This is a genomic window from Shewanella sp. SM23 (assembly GCF_025654295.1).
GTDB lineage: Bacteria > Pseudomonadota > Gammaproteobacteria > Enterobacterales > Shewanellaceae > Shewanella > Shewanella oncorhynchi.
In genome coordinates this window covers 199221-220306 of sequence record NZ_JAKKRM010000007.1, presented here as the reverse complement: position 1 = coordinate 220306, position 21086 = coordinate 199221, and the positions used below count along the sequence as shown (strand labels likewise).

The following is a 21086-nucleotide window of genomic DNA, read 5'->3' as shown; positions in this document are numbered from 1 at the left end:
TCGGGTGACGAGTCTTAAATATCAACGGAAGCTCGCTTGTTAACCTCTTGGTATTACGGTAAATTCTGCCACCTCAACCGAGTGAAGGGACTAACTTATCTATGTCTACCGCCGTTATTCGCGCTTTCATCAGCCGCAATCCGAGTCGTAAATCCTTTTTTATTTATGCCGTTTTATTATTTTTGACTGAAGTCTTAATCGCTTTATATGCGCCTGCGGGTTTTATCCGTGGTTTTGTGGGCGATGTATTGGTGGTGATCTTGCTGTTTTGCATGGCGTGTGCTGTCGTTCCTTTTACCCATCCAGTAGAAAATACCGCAGCAAAAAACACCGGCGAGGGTATTAAGCGCTTATTTCAAACTCCTTGGCTGGCGTTTGCGGTATTGCTGTTTGCCTTTGCTATCGAGTTTGGCCAGTATTGGGGTTTAGTCGACAAGTTAGGCTTGGGCGGAAATCGCTTGGCGCGGATAGTGATAGGTAGCCATTTTGATCCACTCGATCTCGTGGCATATTTTGTCGGTTACTTGATCTTATTGGGTTGTTATTGGAAAAGCCGCCAGCCCTAGTGATTTGAATCCGCAAGAGCCGCGTGACATGTGTTTTCGCGGATAGGAATGCGAGATAGGTAGGCAGATAAGTGGGGTAAAGGATGCAACCGATAACGGCATTTTCACTGCTAACAGCACGTACTAATGGACTTGAGCTTAATCCACTGAAAATGCCTCTGTATTTTAATGGCCAACCTACTCACACTTTTATTGCAGGCCTAGTGATTGAAGGCCAATATCGCTGCGTTTTATCCAATAAAACCTTGGGGTATTTGGTCATCACTTCTTTCGATTGTCCCTTCGAAGAATCGACCGAGTTTAGTCTGCTTGATGAAGGGTTTAAGCTAATTGCGACAACCTCTTTGGCGCAAATGTACGATTCTTTTCTGCTTTATGCCCATTGGCCTATGACGGATAACCGGCTGAGATTGCACTATTACGGTCAGTTTGTGCTGGATTTAGTGATGACAACGGGCAGTTCTTGGTTACCTTTTCAGCCAAAACTTAAACTGGTTGAAGTTATCGATCCCCAAAGCGATCCACAAACAGCCTCCTCTCTTGCTGAATTAGCCCAGCGTTTAGCGCGGATTGATAATATAAACTGAGTGAGGTTTGAATTAAATTCAGTTAAAAAAGAAAGGGCTATTCGCCCTTTCATGTTTATCACTTGTATCGATTACTCATGCGGAAAGTTTTATAAGCTTGCTTGCAAAGACGTTTAAAAACCTAATAAAAGCTTCCTCACATCAGCTTGTTTGAGCCCCAAAAACCTTAGAAGAAACCTAAAGGATTAACATCGTAACTCACCAAGAGATTCTTGGTATTTTGATAGTGGTTGAGCATCATCTTATGGGTTTCGCGGCCGATGCCGGATTTTTTGTAACCACCAAAGGCGGCATGGGCAGGATAGGCATGGTAACAGTTAATCCAAACGCGGCCAGCTTGAATGCCACGTCCCATACGTTGAGCCGTATTCATGTCCCGTGTCCACACACCAGCACCTAGGCCGTACTCAGTATCGTTCGCGATCGCTAAGGCTTCGGCTTCATCTTTGAAAGTGGTGACCGAAATCACGGGGCCGAAGATCTCCTCTTGGAAGATACGCATCTTATTGTGGCCTTTCATAATCGTCGGGCTGATGTAATAACCTTCGCTTTGACCGCCATCGAGTTGGCAAAGTGTGCCGCCCAATAGTACTTCTGCACCTTCAGCCTTACCTATGGCTAAGTAACTTAAGATTTTATCGAATTGCTCTTTAGAGGCTTGAGCGCCAACTTGAGTGTCGGTATCCAAGGGATCGCCTTGCTTAATGGTTTGCGCACGGGCGAGCACTTTTTCGATAAAGCGATCAAAAATCGATTCTTGGACTAGCACCCGAGATGGGCAAGTACAGACTTCACCTTGGTTAAAGAAGGCCAACAACATACCTTCGACGGCTTTATTTAAATATTCGTCCTCATGGTCCATCACATCGGCAAAAAACACGTTAGGCGACTTACCGCCAAGCTCAACGGTCGATGGAATTAAGGATTCGGCGGCACATTTTAAAATGTGATAACCAATTTCGGTGGAGCCCGTAAAGGCCAATTTAGCGATGCGTTTGCTGGTGGCCAAATCTTGTCCTGCTTCGGCGCCAAAGCCGTTGACTACGTTAAGAATACCCGCGGGTAATAGGTCTTCAATCAGCTCGAGCAAGACCAGAATCGAGACCGGTGTCTGCTCCGCAGGTTTGAGTACCACACAGTTACCCGCCGCCAGCGCAGGGGCGATTTTCCATGCTGCCATTAAGAGCGGAAAGTTCCAAGGAATGATCTGGCCGACCACGCCTAAAGGCTCTGGAAAGTGATAGCTGACTGTGTTGCCGTCGATATCGGCAGCGCTGCCTTCCTGTGCGCGGATACAACCTGCAAAGTAGCGGAAGTGGTCGACGAATAAGGGCAAGTCAGCATTTAAGGTTTCACGCACCGCTTTACCGTTTTCCCAGGTTTCGGCAACGGCTAAGTATTCGAGATTTTGCTCGACGCGATCGGCAATGCGCAGTAACAGGTTTGAGCGCTCAGTGACTGAGGTTTTACCCCATGCTTCTTTGGCTGCGTGGGCGGCATCTAACGCTAATTCAATATCTTGTGCATCGGATCGCGGGATTTGGCAAAAGTTTTGGCCATTCACGGGGGAGCGATTGTCGAAGTATTTGCCATTGACTGGGGCGACCCATTTTCCGCCGATAAAGTTGGCGTATTTTTCTTTGAAGTTAACGATTGCGCCTGCGGTTCCGGGTTGAGCATAAATCATAGAATCATTCCTTCTTGTGGATGGCATGCTGGGCGTTGGCGATTTTTACGCTCTTGGCTTCAGCAAGGGAGTCTTGTTGATGCATCTCTACTGGATGCCTTTTTAAATATTTTTCGTTTTGCTTTAAGCCAATCCTATTGATTGGCTTAGTGTTCTCTTATGCAACACCTTAGGCTTGCATACCAAGGGTGCATCGCAAGGAGAGTGCCAAACTGGCAGGAGTTGTACACTTGTTGTGCTAACAGTATGATGAAAAGCTAATTTTGCAGATTTGAATAAGTATGGGCACTCAGGGAGAGAAGTGTGTCCAGTGGTTACTTTGTCATTGAGTGGCACACAGCAATTGTGCCGAAACGGAACACAGCTCGGGGTAGCACGGCTATGACAGTTAAACCGCATTTACCATCGACACAGGCGTGGTTGGCCGATTCGTGGCAGCGCAGCATTGGCGCTGGCTTGTCAGAATTTCAGTTACCCCAGGAGCTAAGGCTCGATGCCTGCGAACTAAAGCAGAAACATGAGCAATATCAGATGCTCATAGCATTAGTACAATCTCATGCCTTGCCCTTGTTCAATCAGTTGATGGCGCATTCTAATAGCCGACTCTTGCTCAGCGATGCCGAGGGTTATGTGCTCAGGCATTGGGGCGTGAGCCGTTACTCCACAAAACTGGCGAATGTAGCTCTGGATATTGGGGTGAATTGGCTTGAGCAGCACAAGGGCACCAATGCGATAGGGACGGCACTTACCGCCAAACAAGCCGTATCTGTAGTGGGTGAGCAACATTTTATTCGCCAGAATCGTTTTATGAGTTGCACTGCTTGCCCTATATTTTCCCCCCAAGGTGAGATGCTCGGGGTGATTGATATCACCAGCGAGCAGCAAAGGCACACCCAGCAGACGCTGATGTTAGTGTCCAGTTTGGCGCAGCAGGTCGAGACCGCGCTTTTGTGCCATCTGCCCGATAGTCATTATCGAATCGATTTAGCGGCGCAGCCAAATCTGTTGAATTCGGGTTGGCAGGGCATAGTGATTGCCGATAGTGATGGTCGCATCGTGGGTTGTAATCCCATGGCGAAACAATTGCTTAATCATGCCAAGGTGGGCGATGCCGTCGAACAGTACTTAGGCGATAATTGGAGCCGTGCGGGTGGCTTTAATCAACATTTAGCTTTGCATTTACAGACTCAATCCTTAAATATTCCCAGCGCTAAGGGTCGAGTTGCGATTAGCAATAAATCGCTCAATCAATTGGGGGTTCGGTTTCGCGATCCTCTATTAGAACGCGCTTGGCAACATGCCAATAAGGTGATCACCAAGCAAATTCCGCTGTTAGTGCTTGGTGAAACTGGCGTCGGTAAAGAGCAGTTTGTTAAAAAACTCCACGCCCAAAGTGCGCGTCGCACCGGGCCCTTAGTGACAGTGAACTGCGCCGCATTGCCCGCTGAATTAGTCGAATCTGAACTTTTTGGTTATCAGGCTGGCGCTTTTACTGGGGCAAACCGCACTGGATTTATCGGTAAAATTCGCCAAGCCCACGGCGGCTTTTTGTTTTTAGATGAGATTGGTGAAATGCCGCTGGCGGCCCAGAGTCGTTTACTCAGAGTATTGCAAGAGCGCGAAGTGGTACCCGTTGGCAGTAATCAAAGCTTTAAAGTCGATATCCAAATCATTGCCGCAACCCATATGGATTTAGAACAACAGGTGACTCAAGGGCTGTTTCGGCAGGATTTATTCTATCGATTGAATGGTCTGCAAGTACGTTTACCTGCGCTGCGTGAGCGGCAGGATATCGAGCGTATTATCCATAAATTGCATCGTAAACATCGTATCGCCGCGCAGGATATCTGCCCAGAACTGTTAGGGCAAATGATGCAATACGACTGGCCGGGGAATTTGCGTGAGCTGGATAACCTCATGCAAGTCGCTTGCTTGATGGCTGAAGGCGATGACACTTTAACTTGGCAGCATTTACCTGATTATCTGGCGGCCAAACTCACATGCGAGCCGTTAAAAGTAGGCCTGTTACAAGCAGCCCCCTTATTTGAAGAATTTAAGGAGGTAAGCCGTCAACATTCAGCATCACAGCTGCAAAGTGGTAAGTTCGCTGTGGAGCCGAATGTCACAAAGGTTCAATCGGATTCCCTAAATGAGGCGATTTATAGCAATGTGCTGCAGGCATTTCAGGCCTGTAATGGCAATGTGAGCCAATGCGCTAAGCGTTTAGGGATCAGCCGTAATGCCTTGTACCGGCGATTAAAACAGATGGGGCTTAAGGATTAATGCTAGCTTACGGCTCTTGTTGTGAAGCTCAATCAATCGCTAAATATCTCTTAATCACCCCACGTTTATCCACTTCGCAATAGACTAAAACCGAGAGGTTTTAGTCCACAATCTCTAGCTTCAGTATCTGACAATGTGACTTTTTGTTGTTGCCAATTTATGTCTAATAGGTTTTATTGATTCGTATAATCGATAAAGATCGTTTCTTCTAATTACAAATTCAGAACTATACTGCGGGCAGGCAGAAAAGAGCTTGGCGTTATGCATAGAAGAGGAACTGTTATGCATCTTACTAAAAGCCTTTTAATTATTTCTATGGGTCTGACATTGAATGTACAGGCTCAAACTTTACCAACAAATACCCTGACACGTGACAATGGTGCACCTGTGGGTGATAACCAAAACTCGACCACAGCGGGCAGTAATGGCAGCGTGTTATTGCAAGATGTGCAGCTTATCCAGAAGCTACAACGCTTTGCCCGTGAACGTATTCCTGAGCGTGTCGTCCACGCCAGAGGCACAGGTGTGCATGGTGAATTTGTATCGAGTGGCGATTTTAGTAACCTAACCCAAGCGGCACCCTTTGCACAAAAAGGTAAAGTGACGCCCGTATTTGTGCGCTTTTCTACCGTGATCCACTCGAAAGGTTCGCCAGAAACGCTGCGTGATCCCCGAGGGTTTGCGACCAAATTTTATACGGACCAAGGTAACTGGGACTTAGTAGGTAATAACTTACCCGTATTCTTCATTCGCGATGCGATCAAGTTTCCTGACATGGTGCATTCACTCAAACCATCGCCAGTGACCAATATGCAAGATCCGAATCGTTTCTTCGATTTTTTCAGTCACGAAGCGGGTTCAACTCATATGTTGACTCAGGTTTACAGTAACTTAGGTGTACCTGCCAGTTATCGTGAAATGGACGGTTTCGGTGTGCATGCGTACAAATTTGTGAATCGAGATAACCAAGTTAAATACGTGAAATTTAACTGGAAGAGTCTGCAAGGTGTTAAAGGCTTACGTCCCGATGAAGTGGTTAAAGTCCAAGGACAAAACTTTAACCATTTAACCGATGATCTTTATAGTGAGATCAACAAGGGTAACTATCCTAAGTGGGATCTGTACGTTCAATTACTCGACCCGACTGAGCTTAATAAGTTTGATTACAACCCGTTAGACGCCACTAAGGTGTGGCTAGATGTGCCAGAACAAAAAGTGGGCACTATGACGCTGAACCGCATGCCTGCAAACTTCTTCCAAGAGACTGAGCAAGCGGCATTTGCGCCATCGAATTTGATCCCTGGGATTGAGCCTTCGGAAGACAGATTACTGCAAGGCCGCATGTTCTCCTACGCCGATACTCAGCTGTATCGACTCGGCGCGAATTTGTCGCAATTGCCGATTAATAAACCCTTAGTGGCGGTGGCAAACCACAACCAAGAAGGTGCGGGCAATATGGGGCATACCCAGTCCGATGTGAACTATCAACCGAGCGTACATTTAGCCTTGGCTGAAGATAATCATTATCGTGCGGTAACAACTGCGCTGACGGGAACTGTGCAACAAACGGCTATTAGCAAGCAGGATAACTTTAGCCAAGCGGGTGTCTTTTATCGCAGCTTGAGCAAGCAAGATAGAGCAGATCTGATCACTAACTTGGCCGGTGACTTAGGCAAAGTGAACGATGCCAATGTGAAACATCAGATGCTTAGTCACTTTTATCGTGCAGACCCAGAGTTTGGTGAGCGTTTAACCAAGGCCGTAAAGGGTGATCTGGCCAACGTTAAACAGCGTTCAATCTGATGTTGTTATTTTTAGGACTGTTTTGGTCGAAGATATTTGCGCGTTAACAGTCCGAACCCAGTAAGTCCCGCAAGACGTAAACAAGCTCTTTTCTGCCCAGTTTAAGAGGGCGTCTTGCGGGCATTTCGTCACGTCTCATTGTTTAAATCTCTATTTTAGCTGTGCTGGGAGCCATTGATGAAACACACTATTGCTATCTTATTATTGATTATTGTGGCCCTGAGTATGTCGGTGGCAATGGGGGCGGGTTCGCTTCAAGCGCCATTGGTTACACCCGCAACTGTCAGTCAAACGGACGAGCCCGATACCGCACAAGTACAATTGCTGGTGGACTACTTTTTTGCTGCAGCGCGTACCGGCGATATCACAGTGCTTGAGCATTTTCTCGATGCAGGCTTCCCTATTGACCAGAGAAATAGTCAAACCTATACCGCGCTAATGGTGGCGGCTTATAACGGCCAAGAGGCTGCAACGGATTTATTGCTTGAGCATGGTGCTAATGCTTGTTTGCAAGATAAGCGTGGTAATACGGCAATGATGGGCGCTGTGATTAAGGCCGAATTCAATATCGTAAAGCGGCTATACGCGAAAGAATGCGATGCGAACCTAACGAATAATGCCGGAATGACCTTGACTGAGTTTGCCCGCTACTGGGGTCAAAGTGGCGCTTTACAGCAGGCGAGTTTAAAGCAATAAAGACGCTAGATCTTGCCATCTCTTGCGCTCGATCACTTTTGGTCATTATCTTTAATCTGTTTAGATCTCAGCATTTACTATTAGCAACAAGTCTGCTTGTTAATGATGTCTATGCCTTTTATGGTAACTTTTTGAATATCGTTTAATACGGTTTGGCCTTCGGAGAGCGATTTATGTTTGATGCCTTACTACTGACGCAAGAAGATAAACGTACGTTTGCTCAAGTTTCACAAATCACAGGAGCTGATTTGCCAGAAGGGGAAGTCTTGGTTGATGTCGCTTATTCCTCGCTGAATTATAAAGATGGTTTAGCTGTGACGGGTGCTGGCAAAATCATTCGTCAGTTTCCTATGGTACCAGGCATTGATTTTGCGGGCGTGGTGCGCGAATCGACTGATGCGAGATACCAAGTCGGTGATCAGGTGATTTTGACCGGCTGGGGCGTGGGCGAAAATCACTGGGGTGGTATGGCGCAAAAAGCGCGAGTTAAAGCCGACTGGCTGGTGCCCATGCCGCAAGGTTGTGATGCCGCAAAAGCTATGATGATAGGCACGGCTGGGCTTACGGCGATGTTGTGCATGCAAGCGCTGCAGCAGGCTGGGGTAACACCGCAAAGTGGGGATATTCTTGTCACAGGTGCCAGTGGTGGTGTGGGTTCTGTGGCGGTGACTTTGCTCGCCAATGCTGGCTATCGTGTGGTTGCCTGCAGTGGTCGAGTTGAACAGAATGCGCCTTTATTGAAGGAGCTTGGCGCCGCAGAAGTGATTGATCGCAGTGAACTTGAACAAGATGCTAAGCCGCTTGAGGCGCAGCGCTGGGCGGGTGTGGTCGATACTGTTGGCAACAAGATCCTCGCCAAAGCATTAGCGCAAATGCAATACGGTGGTGCAGCCGCTATCTGTGGTTTAGCGGGCGGTTTTGCATTACCAACAACCGTTATGCCGTTTATTTTACGGGGTGTGAGTTTACTGGGAATCGACTCTGTTTCTTGTCCATTTGAGAAACGAAAAGCGGCGTGGGAAGCTGTGATTAAAGCACTACCCGAACATTTTTATCAGCAAGCTTGTCAGCAGATATCACTGGCAGAGGTGCCTGATTTCGCGAATAAAATTATCCAAGGTCAAGTCACCGGACGTGTATTAGTTAAGCTGTAATCCCGTTTCCTACGTTTTAACACGATGGCAACACTGAGGTGTTGCCAATTACGACTAAACCATTAGTTCTGCCTCCTGTACTTGTTCTTCATATCGGCTATTTCGGCAGTGTAATCGTCACTTTAAGGCCCGTTGGTATACGGTTCTCGGCTTTAATCTTACCTTTGTGGGCGGTAATTGCCGCTTCAGTGATTGCCAGCCCAAGTCCCCAGCCACCGCTTTCTCTTTGTCTTGCCGAGTCGGGACGGTAGAAAGGTTTAAAAATGGCATCGAGTTCGGCGGCATCTATGCCTGGACCATCGTCTTTTATGGTAATTTGTACTTGATCAGCCGTCGCACTCGCCTGCAGGTGAATATCGCTTGCGGCATAACGGATCGCGTTACGCAGCAGGTTTTCGATCGCGCGGGAAAGTGATTTAGGAAAATGCGCTAACTCAATTTCTTCATCTATATCGATAGTAATGCTTTTACCTTGCTGTTCTGCTTCAAATTCCGCATCGTCTAAAACTTGGCTCAGGGATTCTGCCAAGCCTAAATGTACCTTAGTTTCGTTAGTGCTGAGCTTGACCCGTGAGAGTTCTAACAATTCACTGATAAGCTTTTCGAGTTGCTCAGCTTCATAACCTATGCGTTCCGTTTCGGTGGTCTGCTGACCTTTTTTACGGGCGAGGGCAAGGGATAACTGTAGCCGCGTCAATGGTGTGCGTAGTTCATGGGAAATATCCCCCATGAGCCGCTGCTGATTATTCACCATAGCTTCGATGGAGTCGGCCATGCTGTTAAAAGCCGTGGCGAGCTGACCAATTTCATCGTTGCGCTGAGTGGTGGACTTATCGACTCGGTGACTTAAGTCACCCTCTGCGAGGGCATTAGCACTCTTTTTAAGTGAATTTAATGCCTTACCTAAATGCCACGCGAGCAAGCCACATAATAATCCCGAAAGGAAAATCGCCAGGCTTAAGGTTAATAACTTATTTTCGGCGAAGAAGAAGAACCAAGGCCGTGGATGGTTATCTGGTAGGCGACCATAAAGTGAATAGGTTTCAGCGCCCAGATTGAATTGATAGGGACCAAACACCAGCTCATCTTTAAACTGATGGCTAATCGGTTGTTTTTCTTCATCAGCCATCAGCATAAAGCTGCGCACACCGCGACTCACCCTGTGGGTGTTGACGACTTGGCCTTGGCTGTTGACAAGATAGACCCGCAGAGGTTTGCCTTCCATGTCTCTGTGTCTTTCCCAGCGCCGAAGAAAATCGGATTCCAGCAAGGCGGGGTTTTCTTGAATGCGCTTAGCTATCGTCGATAGGACTTTTTCAAGGTGAGGTGGTAGTGGTGCACGGTCGTGATTTTGTTGTAGCAATGGTAACAGACCCACTAAGGCGATGATTAGTGAGCTGCAAAGCCAAAATCCGAGCAATAATTTGATAAATAAACGATTAGGCACAGTCGATACCGCCGTTATGGGAGCCAAATATAACCTTTGCCACGGATGGTTTTCACCCTTGGCCGACCATCGCTACGCTCGGGGAGTTTTTTACGTAGATTCGATAAATGCATGTCTAAGCTGCGATCGAAGGGCATGAGTTTTTTGCCGAGCACTTTCTCGTTTAACTCTTCCTTGTTCATCAACTCTCCAGCGTGCAGTGCTAGGGTGTGCAGCAGAGTGAATTCAGTGCCTGTGAGTATGATTAATTGCTCATTACAGTAAGCTTCTTGGCGCGATGGATCTAAGCGTAGATCGCCAAACTCTTGGGCGGGCGCGGCATGGATTTCTTGGGTTGTTAAGTTCGAACGACGAATAATGGCGCGGATACGGGCGATTAACTCTCTGTCATTAAACGGCTTTGGCAGATAATCATCGGCGCCGATTTCAAGCCCAACTACGCGATCGATTTCATCGCCGCGAGCGGTCAGCATTAATACTGGGGTTTGTTTATGTTGGCGCAGTGCGCGTAGTACTTCAAAACCGTTTAATTTAGGTAGCATGACATCGAGTAGGATCAGATCGTAATCTGCGGTCAGTGCCAGATCTAAACCTTGTTTACCGTCGTAGGCCAAGGTTAATTGAAACCCTTCTAACTCGAGCAGTTGCCCTAGTAGCTCAGATAACCCCAGATCGTCATCGATTAATAATATCCGACTCATACTGTTCCTTAATCTCTGTAATGTGGCCTCATGTGCCTGTTTATCATAGACACTTTTAGCGCTTTGGCTGAGTATACCTGTTTTGATGTCAATTGCTGTGTAGCAATGTAAGCCAAAGTAAAGAATAGAGTTATTGCCGCAACTTTACAGTGATTTACTCAGGCAACGCCCTCACTTACATATAGGGGTTTAGACTGGAAGGGTCGAAAGTGACTCGGCTTAAAAGGGTCGTCACTGTGTCTTATTACTTGCCATATTAAAGTTGAACCATCGAGGTTAACACTATGAAAACATTATCACCTTTGAAAGCGAGCCTGTTTGCCATTCTAGCGAGTTCTGCGGTTTTCGCGACGGCAGTTAATGCAGCACCTAAGGATGTTGGCTGCGACTTCTCTAAATCTGAATTCCATAAAGGCGACCGCATGGAACATGGCGGCCGACATATGGACCACGGTGGCATGCATCGTATGTTTGAAGGGCTCGATTTAACGGATGCCCAGAAAGCTGACGTTAAAAAGTTGTTTGCCGATCAGAAAGCCACGCGCGCTGATAATCGTCCAACGAAAGAGGAACGCTTGGCACATCGCACTGAGATGCAGGCCTTAATTACCGCGCCTAGTTTTGATGAAACACAAGCAAAGGCACTGATGAGTGCGCAGCAAGAGCAGCGTCAAACTCAAGCCATTGAACGTATGAAGCTGCATAATCAAATATTTAATCTGCTGACACCAGAGCAGCAAGCTAAGTTTAAAGCGCGATTTGAAGCACAAGCTGGTAAAGAACCTCGCGGTTAAGCGTCTTAGCTGATATACAATAGGGTCATAGCTTCTCAAGATAGATCCCTTATGACTCAAACTTCCCAATACGATTTTTGGGTCAAACTGGCTAGCCGCGCTTCCGTGGCTACCGCTTTGATCCTTATTCTTATCAAGATGTTCGCTTGGCTTTATTCCGGCTCTGCCAGTATGTTGGCATCTTTGACGGATTCCTTTGCCGATGCTCTCGCTTCTATTATCAATTTTATTGCCATTCGTTACGCGCTTGTGCCGCCGGATCATGACCACAGATATGGCCATGGTAAGGCTGAGCCGTTAGCGTCTCTAGCGCAATCCGCCTTTATTATGGGCTCTGCATTTTTATTACTTTTCTATGGTGGCGAGCGTCTATTAACACCTGTTCCGGTTGAAAATGCCACCATAGGTGTAGTTGTTTCTATCATAGCGATTGTGATGACGTTAGCTTTAGTCATGTTGCAGAAACGCGCATTAGCGGCGACAAAAAGTACTGTGGTTGAAGCTGATTCGCTGCACTATAAATCAGATTTATTCCTTAATGGTGCGGTATTGTTGGCACTAGTATTAGCGCAATACGGTTGGTGGTGGGCTGACGGTTTATTTGCGGTAATGATTGCATTTTATATTGGTCATCAAGCCTTTGGCTTAGGTTATCGCTCAATTCAAGCCTTGTTAGACAGAGAGCTAGACGAAGAAACTCGCCAGCAAATCACGCAAATTGCGATGGAAGATCCACGGGTGCAAGGGCTGCATGATTTACGCACTCGTCAAGCAGGCAAAACTGTTTTTATTCAATTTCATTTAGAACTCGATGGCAATTTGAGTTTGAATGAAGCCCACAGTATTGCTGATACAACAGGGATAAGAGTCAAAGCCGCCTTCGAAGATGCTGAGGTGATTATTCACCAAGATCCGGTTAAACCTGAAGTCAACGAAACATAAATTAAGGACAAGCTATGGCATGGATGCAGAAGCAAAGTCACAGATGGGATCATTCCACTCGATTGATATGTCGCTATCATAGGCTATCGACTCGCTTTGAGTTGATAGCCGAATTTGTGGTTTCTGACGTTAGCATTCCTGTGAATGCAGAAATCACGCTCCTAATGGAACAGAAACCTTCGATAGTAAATCAAGCAGATAGTACCGTATCTCCTGTGATAGCGGGGGCTTGGAGTCAGTTAGTCCTGCGTAAACATCTTTATTACTTACCGCAGAAAATTGAGCTCGACATTGCTAACCAAGCTTATCGAGTCCATGTCTGGCCATTATTTCTTTGGCGTACACGTATTACTTGTGTGGCGTCTGGCAGAGTTGTCGTATCCGAATGTTTGGATGTGAGAAGGCGTCGTTCCCTCATCCGTTGGCTATATGCAAGTTTTATAGGATTGTTGCGGGTGCTAAGTTAAATCCGTTAATGATTTTAGATATAAAAAGATAATGTCTAAAGTGAGTATGATTTCCCTCTATAAATATCAGCTATAGCTTTCGTTTTTGACTCAAGCTGAATAAATGCTGTACGGCTAGTGTTTTGCTCATTTAAACGATGACACCCCAGATCTGCTTATTGTAATATCCACGCCGTTTAATACTTTCGTTAAATCATTAGGGAATTATGATGAAAAAATTATCAATTGTTGCCGCTGCTTTATTGTCTGCATTTGTGGCGACTCAAGTCTCTGCTGCAACCGACACTACTGGCTTTTATGTGGGCGGAGCCCTCAATAAAGTGACTGTCGATGTTTTAGATGAATCAGAGTCGGGTACTGGCTTTGGCGTTTACGGTGGTTACAACTTCAATGAGTGGTTTGGTTTAGAAGCCAACCTGTTCGCCACTGGAGATCTTGGCGACAGAGATGTTGATATAGGTGCCGGCGCATTAAGCTTCACGCCTAAATTTACCGCACAAATCAATGATATCTTCTCTGCTTATGCGAAAGTGGGCATCGCTTCTATGGCGCTGGTGATTGATGACGGCTCCGATGATGAAGACTTCACCGGTTTCGGTTGGACCTATGGTGTTGGCGTTAATGCGGCGGTAACAGAGCACTTAAATATCCGCGTAAGCTACGATGTGACTACGGGTGATCTAGAAGCAGATCGTCACAACTCTATAGATATCGATACTGATATTAAACAGTTTGCTGTGGGTCTGCATTATCAGTTCTAATTCTGCTTCTGCTTGGGCTAGTGGTCGTCATGTTAGTTAGCACAATCTAGATATAAAAAAGGGATATGTGAATATCCCTTTTTTGTTGCTTAAGGTTAATGCGTTTGTATAGTTAGCCTTGATGAGAACGTTATTTTATCTACTCAATCCATCGACAGTTCTTTTAATTTCCGCGTTAAGGTATTTCGTCCCCAGCCTAAACGTTTCGCCGCTTCCTGTTTATGGCCTTGAGTATGGCGCAGCGCAGTTTCTAGCAGTATGCGCTCGAATGCGGGCTGCACCTCAGTTAACAGATCGCTGTTTCCTTCCGAGAGTTTTTGGTCTATCCACTCAGTTAGTGCCGATTGCCAATCTTGGCTGCCTTTCGCCGTGTGGGTGACACTCACAGGGTCTTTCAGTAATTCTGGCGGTAAATCTTGGGGTAAAATTTCTTGCCCCGATGCCATTACGGTTAACCAACGACAGGTGTTTTCAAGTTGTCGGACATTACCAGGCCAAGGTAATTGGGAGAGTTTTACCGCGGTTTCCTTGGTCATGATCTTAGTTTCTACGCCAATTTCCTTCGCAGCCGAGGCGAGGAAATGGGTGGCAAGTTGGGGAATGTCTTCTCGTCTTTGTGATAGTGGCGGCAAGTGCACGCGGATCACGTTGAGGCGATGGAACAAATCTTCCCTAAAGCTGCCTTTTTGCACTAATAATTCAAGATCTTGGTGGGTCGCCGCTATGATACGCACATCGACTTGTACCGCATTATGACCACCGACGCGGTAGAATTGACCATCGGCAAGTACTCTGAGTAACCGTGTTTGTACGTCTAACGGCATATCGCCGATTTCATCTAAAAAGAGCGTGCCACCGTTTGCTTGTTCGAAGCGACCTTGGCGCACATTGGCTGCGCCAGTGAAGGCACCTTTTTCGTGGCCGAATAGCTCAGATTCGATTAAATCCTTAGGGATCGCTGCCATGTTCAGCGCGATAAATGGCTTGTCTTTACGTGGGCTGTGTTTGTGTAACGCACCTGCCACTAACTCTTTTCCCGTACCCGATTGCCCATTGATCAGCACGCTGATGGATGAGCGTGAAAGTCTGCCTATGGCGCGAAACACTTCCTGCATCGCTGGCGCTTCACCTATGATTTCGGGTGTTTTGACTTGGGCTTCCTGCGCGGGTGCGGGGCTCTGTTCAGTGGCATGGGTAAGTGCGCGCTCAACCAGAGAGATTGCCTCATCGATGTCGAAGGGTTTAGGCAGATACTCAAATGCGCCCGCTTGATAGGCACTCACTGCACTGTCTAAGTCTGAGTGCGCTGTCATAATGATCACGGGAATATGGGGATAATGCACCTGCAATCGTTCGAGCAGGCTTAAACCGTCCGTGCCGGGCATACGGATGTCCGATACTATCACGTGCGGCTGCGATATTTCTAATGCCTGCCACAGGGATTCGGCGGCGGCAAAGCTGGCGGTGCTGAGCTTAGCACCTTGCAGTGCCTTTTCGAGTACCCAGCGTATCGAGCTGTCATCGTCGAGGATCCACACTTGTTCACTAATTCGCATCTTGCTTCCTCATACGGTATGGGTAGGTACTGTCGAAATTATTTAGCGCTTAAAATCGGTAATGAAATGATAAATTCTGTGTGCCCTGCGCTGGAGAGGCAATCGATCCTTCCCGAGTGTAAACGGGCAATATTATGGGCAATCGAGAGGCCTAAACCTGAACCTTGCTCACGGCTTGTCACCATGGGATAAAATAATGTGTCCATTAGCTCAGGCGGTATACCGGGGCCGTTGTCGATAATCGATAGGGTTAACACTAGCTTGTGGCGCTGTGAACCTATAGTGACTTGGTGTTGAGTGCGAGTGCGGATCAAAATCTCGCCACCCGAATGCTCAAGCGCCTGCACCGCATTTTGTAAAATGTTCAGCACAGCTTGCTGCATTTGGTCAGGATCCATCTCGATATCGGGAATGGATGGATCGTAATCCCGTTTGAGCTGGATGTTAGCGGGCAGCGCCATTTCAACTAACTTATAGACCTTTTGCACCACTTGATGGATGTTGTGCAGACTGTGCTGTGTCGGTCTTTGCGGGCCGAGCAGACGGTCCACTAAATTACGCAGTCGATCGGCCTGCTCTATGATGAGCGTAGTGAATTCCTTCAGCGCCGGATCATCCAGCTCCCGCGATAATAGCTGCGCCGCACCGCGAAGGCCGCCTAAAGGATTCTTGATTTCATGGGCTAAGTTGCGCACTAAAAACTGTGCCGCTTGCTGCTGTGCATCTTGACTCAGTTGCTGATGAATGCGTCTTTGTTGGTCAACTTGGCGCAGTTCGAGCAGGCTGAGTTCAGCCTCGTCATCGAGGGGAATAAGGGTTAAATCAACGGTATGATGTTGGCCATCGAGCGTGACTAGTGCTGCCGTATTGACCGTTAAGCCTTGGCCGGCTGTTACTGCATCCATTAATAGCTTGGCGTCGACACCGAGGATTTGATAGTGCTCAGGCAAAGTTTGTTCTACGAGTCTATGGCTACCAACACCTAATAATTGCTCTGCTGCTGCGTTGGCATAACAAGGCTTGAGATCCTTATCTATGACAAGTACAGCGGTAACTAAATGATTGAGCAGTGTCTCTTTATCCATCGACCGTTCCTAGAAATAGGGTTGCACCACTATGGTGCACCAATCTGGTGCAAGCTGCAACTTGTCTTCATCAAACGGTTTAGTCAGGAGGAGTTAATCTAACTTCATGTATTTAAAGTTTTTATACTAACTTTTACTATACAAATAGTGACATTAACGCTTAGCTGCTTGATGAAGAAATATCTTTCTTGGTGAACTTGATGCAAAGACTTTGCCGTTTTGAGTCAAAGCGTCAACGACTAAGGTATGTTCACCTCGGTCGATGTTTTTGAGTTTGAAGGTACCGCCAATTTGTGGCTGACCTATGGGGTTGCCATCGAGCTTGAGGGCCATCAAATACTGACTTTTTAGCTCTGGGGTGATAGTCGCAACGACGTCGAAATCGCCATTGTTATCTCTGACGGTTTCCTCTTCGGTCGGAGAGGTAATATTGACTTGATATTTAATAGATTCAATTGCTTGATTTGAGCTGTTTAAGTCTGTTTTGGGCAGAGGAAGGGCAATTTGATTTAAGGTCTTATCTTTTAGCTCAACGACTTGGGCATTTGGCTGCGGCTCATCGGAGTAATGGACTTTGCCATCTTTATCGACCCATTTATAAACAGTCGCTTGCGCTAACATGCTAAATAGCACTAAGCCGATGAGTGTGAGTGAACGCATGCTAAAGTCCCTGTAGCCTTGAGATAGAGTTAATCAAGATTAGTCTCTTTTACATCAAAAATCATGGTGTTTGTTGCGCTAAGTGGTTAAGGACGTCACCACTGAGAAGGTATAAAGTCGACAGAAAATGGGGAGGCAGAAACAGGGGTTAGTTAAAGTGGGTTAAGCTCGGGCACTAACATGTGCCCGAATTCGATCCATCAATTACAGGCTTGCATCGAGTTGTTTCTCGATCTCACTCGCTTTGACCCAAGCGGCATGTTGGGATAATTGAGTGGCATAGCGTTCAATGTGTTCAAATTTCGCGAGATCGCCACTGTTAGCCAGTAGCTCCACCACGAAGGACATCATGATATCCGCACCCGTGAGCTTGTCTGCAACAAGATAGGTTTTATCAGCCAACATATCATTGAAGTAATGACTAATCTTACTGACTTCCGTCGCGGCATAACCTTCAAGGAAATTGGTTTTACAACCGTCCTTTTGCACGAACATACGCAGTAACAAAGGCAGCATGGCTGAGCTTTCGGCAAAGTGTAGCCATTGCAGATAACTGACATAGTCTGCGCTGTCTCTGGCGGGGGCTAAGGTATCCGCCGCATATTTTTCAATAAGATATTCGGTGATCGCGCCCGATTCTGCTATCACTTGACCGTCCATTTCGATAACGGGTGATTTGCCTAACGGATGAATTTGCTTAAGTTCGGGTGGCGCGAGAAAAGTCTGGCTATCACGTTGATAACTCTTAATTTCATAGGGTTGACCGAGTTCCTCTAGCAACCAGATGATACGTTTAGAGCGTGATTTATTGAGATGGTGCAAGGTGATCATGGGCTTTCCTTTGGACACTGAGAGTACATTTTGGCTGTCGCACCATTATGGTGCGACAGCTCTTTTTAACGCATTTAGCACACTTGTGCGCCTGTCTTTGTTCATTTCAAGCTGAGCGTCGCGTATTTATCGCTTAGCCTCTCGCATTCAATTGCGCAACTATGGTTTCGGCTACGGCTTCGGATGATCCCGGATTTTGGCCTGTGATCAAATGGCCATCTGCGACGACAAAGCTTGTCCAGTCATCACCTTTGACATAATTGCCACCATTTTTCTGCAGCATGTCTTCAACCAAAAATGGCACGACATGAGTGAGTTGCACGGCTTCTTCTTCAGAGTTGCTGAAACCGGTAACACGCTTGCCGCTGACCAATGGCTTACCATTACTGGTTTTAGGGTGCAGCAATGCAGCGGGCGCATGACATACGAGCCCTAGGGGTTTATTGGCTTGGTAAAACTGTTCAATTAAGGCGATAGAATGTTTATCTTCGGCAAGATCCCACAGTGGGCCGTGACCGCCTGGATAGAAAACCGCATCATAATCGGCTGCGTTGATTTCACTTAAGCGAGTGGTATTCGCTAGCAGTGCTTGCGCCTCAGGATCTTTGCTAAAGCGCGCAGTAGCTTCGGTCTGAAAGTCTGGCTCATCACTTTTTGGATCGAGTGGTGGTTGACCGCCCAGTGGTGAGGCTAAGGTAATGTCAAAACCTTTATCTTTAAAAACATAAAAAGGTGAGGCGAATTCTTCTAGCCAAAAGCCGGTTTTTAAACCGGTATCACCGAGTTTATCATGCGACGTGAGTACCATTAATATATTCATTTTCATACCTTTACCTTAGTTGCTCACATCAATACGTGTGAGCTTTGGGTTTAGTTCATTTGACGTTATAGGGCTAAGGTCAAAATGTCACGGCTCATGGCTGGGTCAATGTTGCCATGTTCGCCGAGTGCCACCATGCCGTGCAGTTCAAGCTGCTTCACTACGGTATCAACATGGCTGGCATCGAGATCATAGGCAGATAAATGTGTCGGTATGCCCATGGCTTCGAAGAAAGCCTTGGTTTTTGCAATAGCGGCATCGATGCGCTCGTCATCTGTACCTGTGTTGATATGCCACACGCGGTCTGCGTATTGGAGTAACTTTTCGCGCTTAGCCTCTTTTGTACATTTCAACAGAGCAGGCAGTACGATTGCCAATGTGCGCGCATGGTCGATATCGTAAAGTGCAGTTAGTTCATGGCCAATCATATGGGTTGCCCAGTCGTGGGGAACACCGACGCCAATCGTGCCGTTGAGTGCCATAGTGGCAACCCACATTAAGTTAGCGCGAATGTCGTAATCTTCGGGTTGAACTAGCACTTGTGGACCAAGCTCAATCAAGGTTTGTAAAAGACCTTCGGCAAATCTGTCCTGCACGGCGGCGTTAACTGGGTAAGTGAGGTATTGCTCTGTGATATGTACAAAAGCATCGACAACACCGTTGGCCACTTGGCGTTCTGGCAGAGTGAAGGTTTTCGTCGGATCGAGTATTGAGAATTGTGGATAAACCAAATCATTACGGAATGGCAGTTTAGCCTGTAGTGATTTACGGGTCACTACGCTGGCGTTGTTCATTTCGGAACCCGTCGCAGGTAAGGTTAACACTGAGCCAAAAGGCATAGCTTGAGTCACATTGGCGCCCCAGCTAGTGAGAATGTCCCAAGGTTCACCTTCGAATACCGCTGCAGCGGCAACAAATTTAGTGCCATCGATAACCGAACCACCGCCAACCGCGAGGAGGAAGTCGATATTCTGCTCACGCACTTGGGCGACGGCTTTCATTAAGGTTTCATAGGTTGGGTTTGGCTCAATGCCATCGAACTCGACAACGAAACGATTACCCAATGATTGTTTAACTTCGTCTAACGTGCCTGTTTTTCTAGCACTGCTGCCGCCAAAGAGGATCATCACTTTAGCATCGCTCGGTACTAGGGAATCAATTTCGGCGATAGTGTCTTTACCAAAACGGATGCGGGTCGGGTTGTAATAGTTAAAATTTAGCATGGATGATGTTATTCCTATTATTACTTTAAATGAGCAGCGTTAATTGAGCCGCATTTATTAATCGCCCGTTAAATTAGTAGACCAGTCGTCTAATGTTGGGGCGTGAAAATGTATTCTTTAAAAAATCTTTGGCTGATCGATATCAGCAAATATTAGTTTTGAGTCGGTATTAGGTTAAAGGGCCGTTTTAGGCGTTAAAATGGCTTTAGTCGTTACGAGTGCACGTTCGAGTGCCGCAGGGCTGTGGCCCAACTTGTTCATTAAGCTGGCGCCTAACCACATGTGATACAACATTTCTGCGGTCGATTGCGGATCTTGCTGGGCGATTGATCTATCGGTTATGCCCACTTGAACACAAGTCGTTAACCTCTCTATGATACCGGCGGAACCTTTAAGTAAGGCAACACGCATGGCTTCGGATAAATCGGCCACTTCGGCGCTGAGTTTCACGACCAGACACTTTTGATCTACGCAGCCATCGGCTTGTACGTGCAACCATTGTTGCCAGTATTGCATCAAGCGTTGATGGCCTGTTAGTGTCGAGTCATTGAATAATGCGTCTAAATCTAATTGATATTTTTCAAAATAATCAGTAATAAGCGCTTCGCCAAATTGTTCTTTGGATTTGAAGTAGTGATAAAACGAGCCTTTTGGCACTTCGGCCGCCTGCAGCAGTAGGGATAAGCCGACGCTGGAGAAGCCTTTGCGTACGATCAGCTTGTAGCCGATGTCGAGAATATGCTGGCGAGTGGATTGAGTTTCAATTTTCATGGGGGTTAGGATAAATCAAATTAGACCGGTCGTCTAGTGTTGTTTTTATCGACGATTTCAACATATTCGATTTAGTATGCTTTGCATTGTGACTTTTGCGCTGCCTTGAGTCAGGTTAATAAAATTGCCAAATTGATAAATGTCAGATGGATAAGGCATTCTGATGGTGAAATGGTCGGGTGGACAACATACTCACAGTGCTTAGATAAATCGTCACTGTGAGCATTCGATTCACGATTGATGTGAAATATT

At 46.7% G+C, this 21086-nt stretch carries 20 protein-coding genes; 10 read left to right on the top strand and 10 right to left on the bottom strand.

Going from position 1 to position 21086, the window contains the following annotated elements:
• Nucleotides 1-101 precede the first annotated feature (101 nt).
• Nucleotides 102-566, top strand: a complete 465-nt coding sequence (locus tag L5L98_RS11515) for a DUF2809 domain-containing protein (RefSeq protein ID WP_263140885.1) — start codon at nt 102-104, stop codon at nt 564-566.
• 83 nt (nt 567-649) lie between these two features.
• Nucleotides 650-1153, top strand: a complete 504-nt coding sequence (locus L5L98_RS11510; protein WP_263140884.1) for a hypothetical protein — start codon at nt 650-652, stop codon at nt 1151-1153.
• Between the two features lie 166 nt (nt 1154-1319).
• Here L5L98_RS11510 and L5L98_RS11505 read toward each other — a convergent pair whose 3' ends face one another.
• Nucleotides 1320-2840 (bottom strand): aldehyde dehydrogenase family protein, encoded by a 1521-nt coding sequence (locus L5L98_RS11505; protein ID WP_263140883.1) that lies wholly within the window; start codon nt 2838-2840, stop codon nt 1320-1322.
• Nucleotides 2841-3221: 381 nt separating this feature from the next.
• Here L5L98_RS11505 and L5L98_RS11500 point away from each other — a divergent pair, with 381 nt between their 5' ends.
• The 4 genes from L5L98_RS11500 to L5L98_RS11485 all read left to right on the top strand — a co-directional run bounded on the left by L5L98_RS11500 (nt 3222) and on the right by L5L98_RS11485 (nt 8776).
• Nucleotides 3222-5123: a sigma-54-dependent Fis family transcriptional regulator gene (locus L5L98_RS11500; protein ID WP_263140880.1), complete on the top strand. Its 1902-nt coding sequence runs from the start codon at nt 3222-3224 to the stop codon at nt 5121-5123.
• A 282-nt stretch (nt 5124-5405) separates the two neighbouring features.
• Entirely contained in the window at nt 5406-6926 is a 1521-nt protein-coding gene (locus L5L98_RS11495; protein ID WP_317633952.1) for a catalase, read from the top strand.
• Nucleotides 6927-7103: 177 nt separating this feature from the next.
• On the top strand, nt 7104-7622 hold the full coding sequence (locus tag L5L98_RS11490; RefSeq protein WP_263140878.1) for an ankyrin repeat domain-containing protein: 519 nt from the start codon (nt 7104-7106) through the stop codon (nt 7620-7622).
• A gap of 173 nt (nt 7623-7795) precedes the next feature.
• Nucleotides 7796-8776 carry an MDR family oxidoreductase gene (locus L5L98_RS11485; RefSeq protein WP_263140875.1) on the top strand — a complete coding sequence of 327 codons (981 nt, stop codon included), beginning with the start codon at nt 7796-7798 and terminating at the stop codon, nt 8774-8776.
• Nucleotides 8777-8873: 97 nt separating this feature from the next.
• Here the strand turns inward: L5L98_RS11485 and L5L98_RS11480 are convergent, their stop codons facing one another.
• Nucleotides 8874-10250 (bottom strand): ATP-binding protein, encoded by a 1377-nt coding sequence (locus L5L98_RS11480; protein ID WP_411569209.1) that lies wholly within the window; start codon nt 10248-10250, stop codon nt 8874-8876.
• Nucleotides 10238-10924, bottom strand: a complete 687-nt coding sequence (locus L5L98_RS11475) for a response regulator (protein WP_105251061.1) — start codon at nt 10922-10924, stop codon at nt 10238-10240. Before L5L98_RS11475 ends, L5L98_RS11480 begins: the two co-directional genes overlap by 13 nt.
• Before the next feature lie 284 nt (nt 10925-11208).
• Here L5L98_RS11475 and L5L98_RS11470 point away from each other — a divergent pair, with 284 nt between their 5' ends.
• From L5L98_RS11470 to L5L98_RS11455, 4 genes are all read left to right on the top strand, one after another.
• On the top strand, nt 11209-11718 hold the full coding sequence (locus L5L98_RS11470; RefSeq protein ID WP_263140872.1) for a Spy/CpxP family protein refolding chaperone: 510 nt from the start codon (nt 11209-11211) through the stop codon (nt 11716-11718).
• Between the two features lie 51 nt (nt 11719-11769).
• A complete protein-coding gene (locus L5L98_RS11465; protein WP_131525141.1) occupies nt 11770-12660 on the top strand; it encodes a cation diffusion facilitator family transporter in 891 nt (296 codons plus the stop codon).
• A gap of 14 nt (nt 12661-12674) precedes the next feature.
• The gene (locus L5L98_RS11460; RefSeq protein WP_263140869.1) at nt 12675-13127 is read left to right on the top strand and encodes a hypothetical protein; all 453 of its coding nucleotides are present in this window, start codon (nt 12675-12677) and stop codon (nt 13125-13127) included.
• 209 nt (nt 13128-13336) lie between these two features.
• Nucleotides 13337-13888 (top strand): porin family protein, encoded by a 552-nt coding sequence (locus L5L98_RS11455; RefSeq protein ID WP_219251316.1) that lies wholly within the window; start codon nt 13337-13339, stop codon nt 13886-13888.
• Between the two features lie 143 nt (nt 13889-14031).
• On the opposite strand, the gene glnG is transcribed toward L5L98_RS11455, so the two are convergent.
• The 7 genes from glnG to L5L98_RS11420 form a co-directional block, all read right to left on the bottom strand.
• Nucleotides 14032-15444 (bottom strand): nitrogen regulation protein NR(I), encoded by a 1413-nt coding sequence (gene glnG / locus L5L98_RS11450; RefSeq protein ID WP_263140867.1) that lies wholly within the window; start codon nt 15442-15444, stop codon nt 14032-14034.
• A 38-nt stretch (nt 15445-15482) separates the two neighbouring features.
• On the bottom strand, nt 15483-16529 hold the full coding sequence (glnL, locus tag L5L98_RS11445) for a nitrogen regulation protein NR(II) (protein WP_263140864.1): 1047 nt from the start codon (nt 16527-16529) through the stop codon (nt 15483-15485).
• A 153-nt stretch (nt 16530-16682) separates the two neighbouring features.
• Nucleotides 16683-17189: a DUF4124 domain-containing protein gene (locus tag L5L98_RS11440; protein WP_263140863.1), complete on the bottom strand. Its 507-nt coding sequence runs from the start codon at nt 17187-17189 to the stop codon at nt 16683-16685.
• Between the two features lie 204 nt (nt 17190-17393).
• Nucleotides 17394-18020: a glutathione S-transferase family protein gene (locus L5L98_RS11435; protein ID WP_131525136.1), complete on the bottom strand. Its 627-nt coding sequence runs from the start codon at nt 18018-18020 to the stop codon at nt 17394-17396.
• Between the two features lie 133 nt (nt 18021-18153).
• Complete coding sequence (locus L5L98_RS11430; RefSeq protein ID WP_263140861.1) at nt 18154-18846, bottom strand: type 1 glutamine amidotransferase domain-containing protein; 693 nt, start codon at nt 18844-18846, stop codon at nt 18154-18156.
• Nucleotides 18847-18905: 59 nt separating this feature from the next.
• Nucleotides 18906-20063, bottom strand: a complete 1158-nt coding sequence (locus L5L98_RS11425) for an iron-containing alcohol dehydrogenase (RefSeq protein ID WP_263140860.1) — start codon at nt 20061-20063, stop codon at nt 18906-18908.
• A gap of 174 nt (nt 20064-20237) precedes the next feature.
• Nucleotides 20238-20834: a TetR/AcrR family transcriptional regulator gene (locus L5L98_RS11420; protein WP_263140859.1), complete on the bottom strand. Its 597-nt coding sequence runs from the start codon at nt 20832-20834 to the stop codon at nt 20238-20240.
• Between the last annotated feature and the right edge of the window lie 252 nt (nt 20835-21086).

Coding starts and splice junctions, on each gene's coding strand:
- L5L98_RS11515 (WP_263140885.1), top strand. CDS start 102: ATGTCTACCGCCGTTATTCGCGCTTTCATCAGCCGCAATCCGAGTCGT.
- L5L98_RS11510 (WP_263140884.1), top strand. CDS start 650: ATGCAACCGATAACGGCATTTTCACTGCTAACAGCACGTACTAATGGA.
- L5L98_RS11505 (WP_263140883.1), bottom strand. CDS start 2,840: ATGATTTATGCTCAACCCGGAACCGCAGGCGCAATCGTTAACTTCAAA.
- L5L98_RS11500 (WP_263140880.1), top strand. CDS start 3,222: ATGACAGTTAAACCGCATTTACCATCGACACAGGCGTGGTTGGCCGAT.
- L5L98_RS11495 (WP_317633952.1), top strand. CDS start 5,406: ATGCATCTTACTAAAAGCCTTTTAATTATTTCTATGGGTCTGACATTG.
- L5L98_RS11490 (WP_263140878.1), top strand. CDS start 7,104: ATGAAACACACTATTGCTATCTTATTATTGATTATTGTGGCCCTGAGT.
- L5L98_RS11485 (WP_263140875.1), top strand. CDS start 7,796: ATGTTTGATGCCTTACTACTGACGCAAGAAGATAAACGTACGTTTGCT.
- L5L98_RS11475 (WP_105251061.1), bottom strand. CDS start 10,924: ATGAGTCGGATATTATTAATCGATGACGATCTGGGGTTATCTGAGCTA.
- L5L98_RS11470 (WP_263140872.1), top strand. CDS start 11,209: ATGAAAACATTATCACCTTTGAAAGCGAGCCTGTTTGCCATTCTAGCG.
- L5L98_RS11465 (WP_131525141.1), top strand. CDS start 11,770: ATGACTCAAACTTCCCAATACGATTTTTGGGTCAAACTGGCTAGCCGC.
- L5L98_RS11460 (WP_263140869.1), top strand. CDS start 12,675: ATGGCATGGATGCAGAAGCAAAGTCACAGATGGGATCATTCCACTCGA.
- L5L98_RS11455 (WP_219251316.1), top strand. CDS start 13,337: ATGAAAAAATTATCAATTGTTGCCGCTGCTTTATTGTCTGCATTTGTG.
- glnG (WP_263140867.1), bottom strand. CDS start 15,444: ATGCGAATTAGTGAACAAGTGTGGATCCTCGACGATGACAGCTCGATA.
- glnL (WP_263140864.1), bottom strand. CDS start 16,529: ATGGATAAAGAGACACTGCTCAATCATTTAGTTACCGCTGTACTTGTC.
- L5L98_RS11440 (WP_263140863.1), bottom strand. CDS start 17,189: ATGCGTTCACTCACACTCATCGGCTTAGTGCTATTTAGCATGTTAGCG.
- L5L98_RS11435 (WP_131525136.1), bottom strand. CDS start 18,020: ATGATCACCTTGCACCATCTCAATAAATCACGCTCTAAACGTATCATC.
- L5L98_RS11430 (WP_263140861.1), bottom strand. CDS start 18,846: ATGAAAATGAATATATTAATGGTACTCACGTCGCATGATAAACTCGGT.
- L5L98_RS11425 (WP_263140860.1), bottom strand. CDS start 20,063: ATGCTAAATTTTAACTATTACAACCCGACCCGCATCCGTTTTGGTAAA.
- L5L98_RS11420 (WP_263140859.1), bottom strand. CDS start 20,834: ATGAAAATTGAAACTCAATCCACTCGCCAGCATATTCTCGACATCGGC.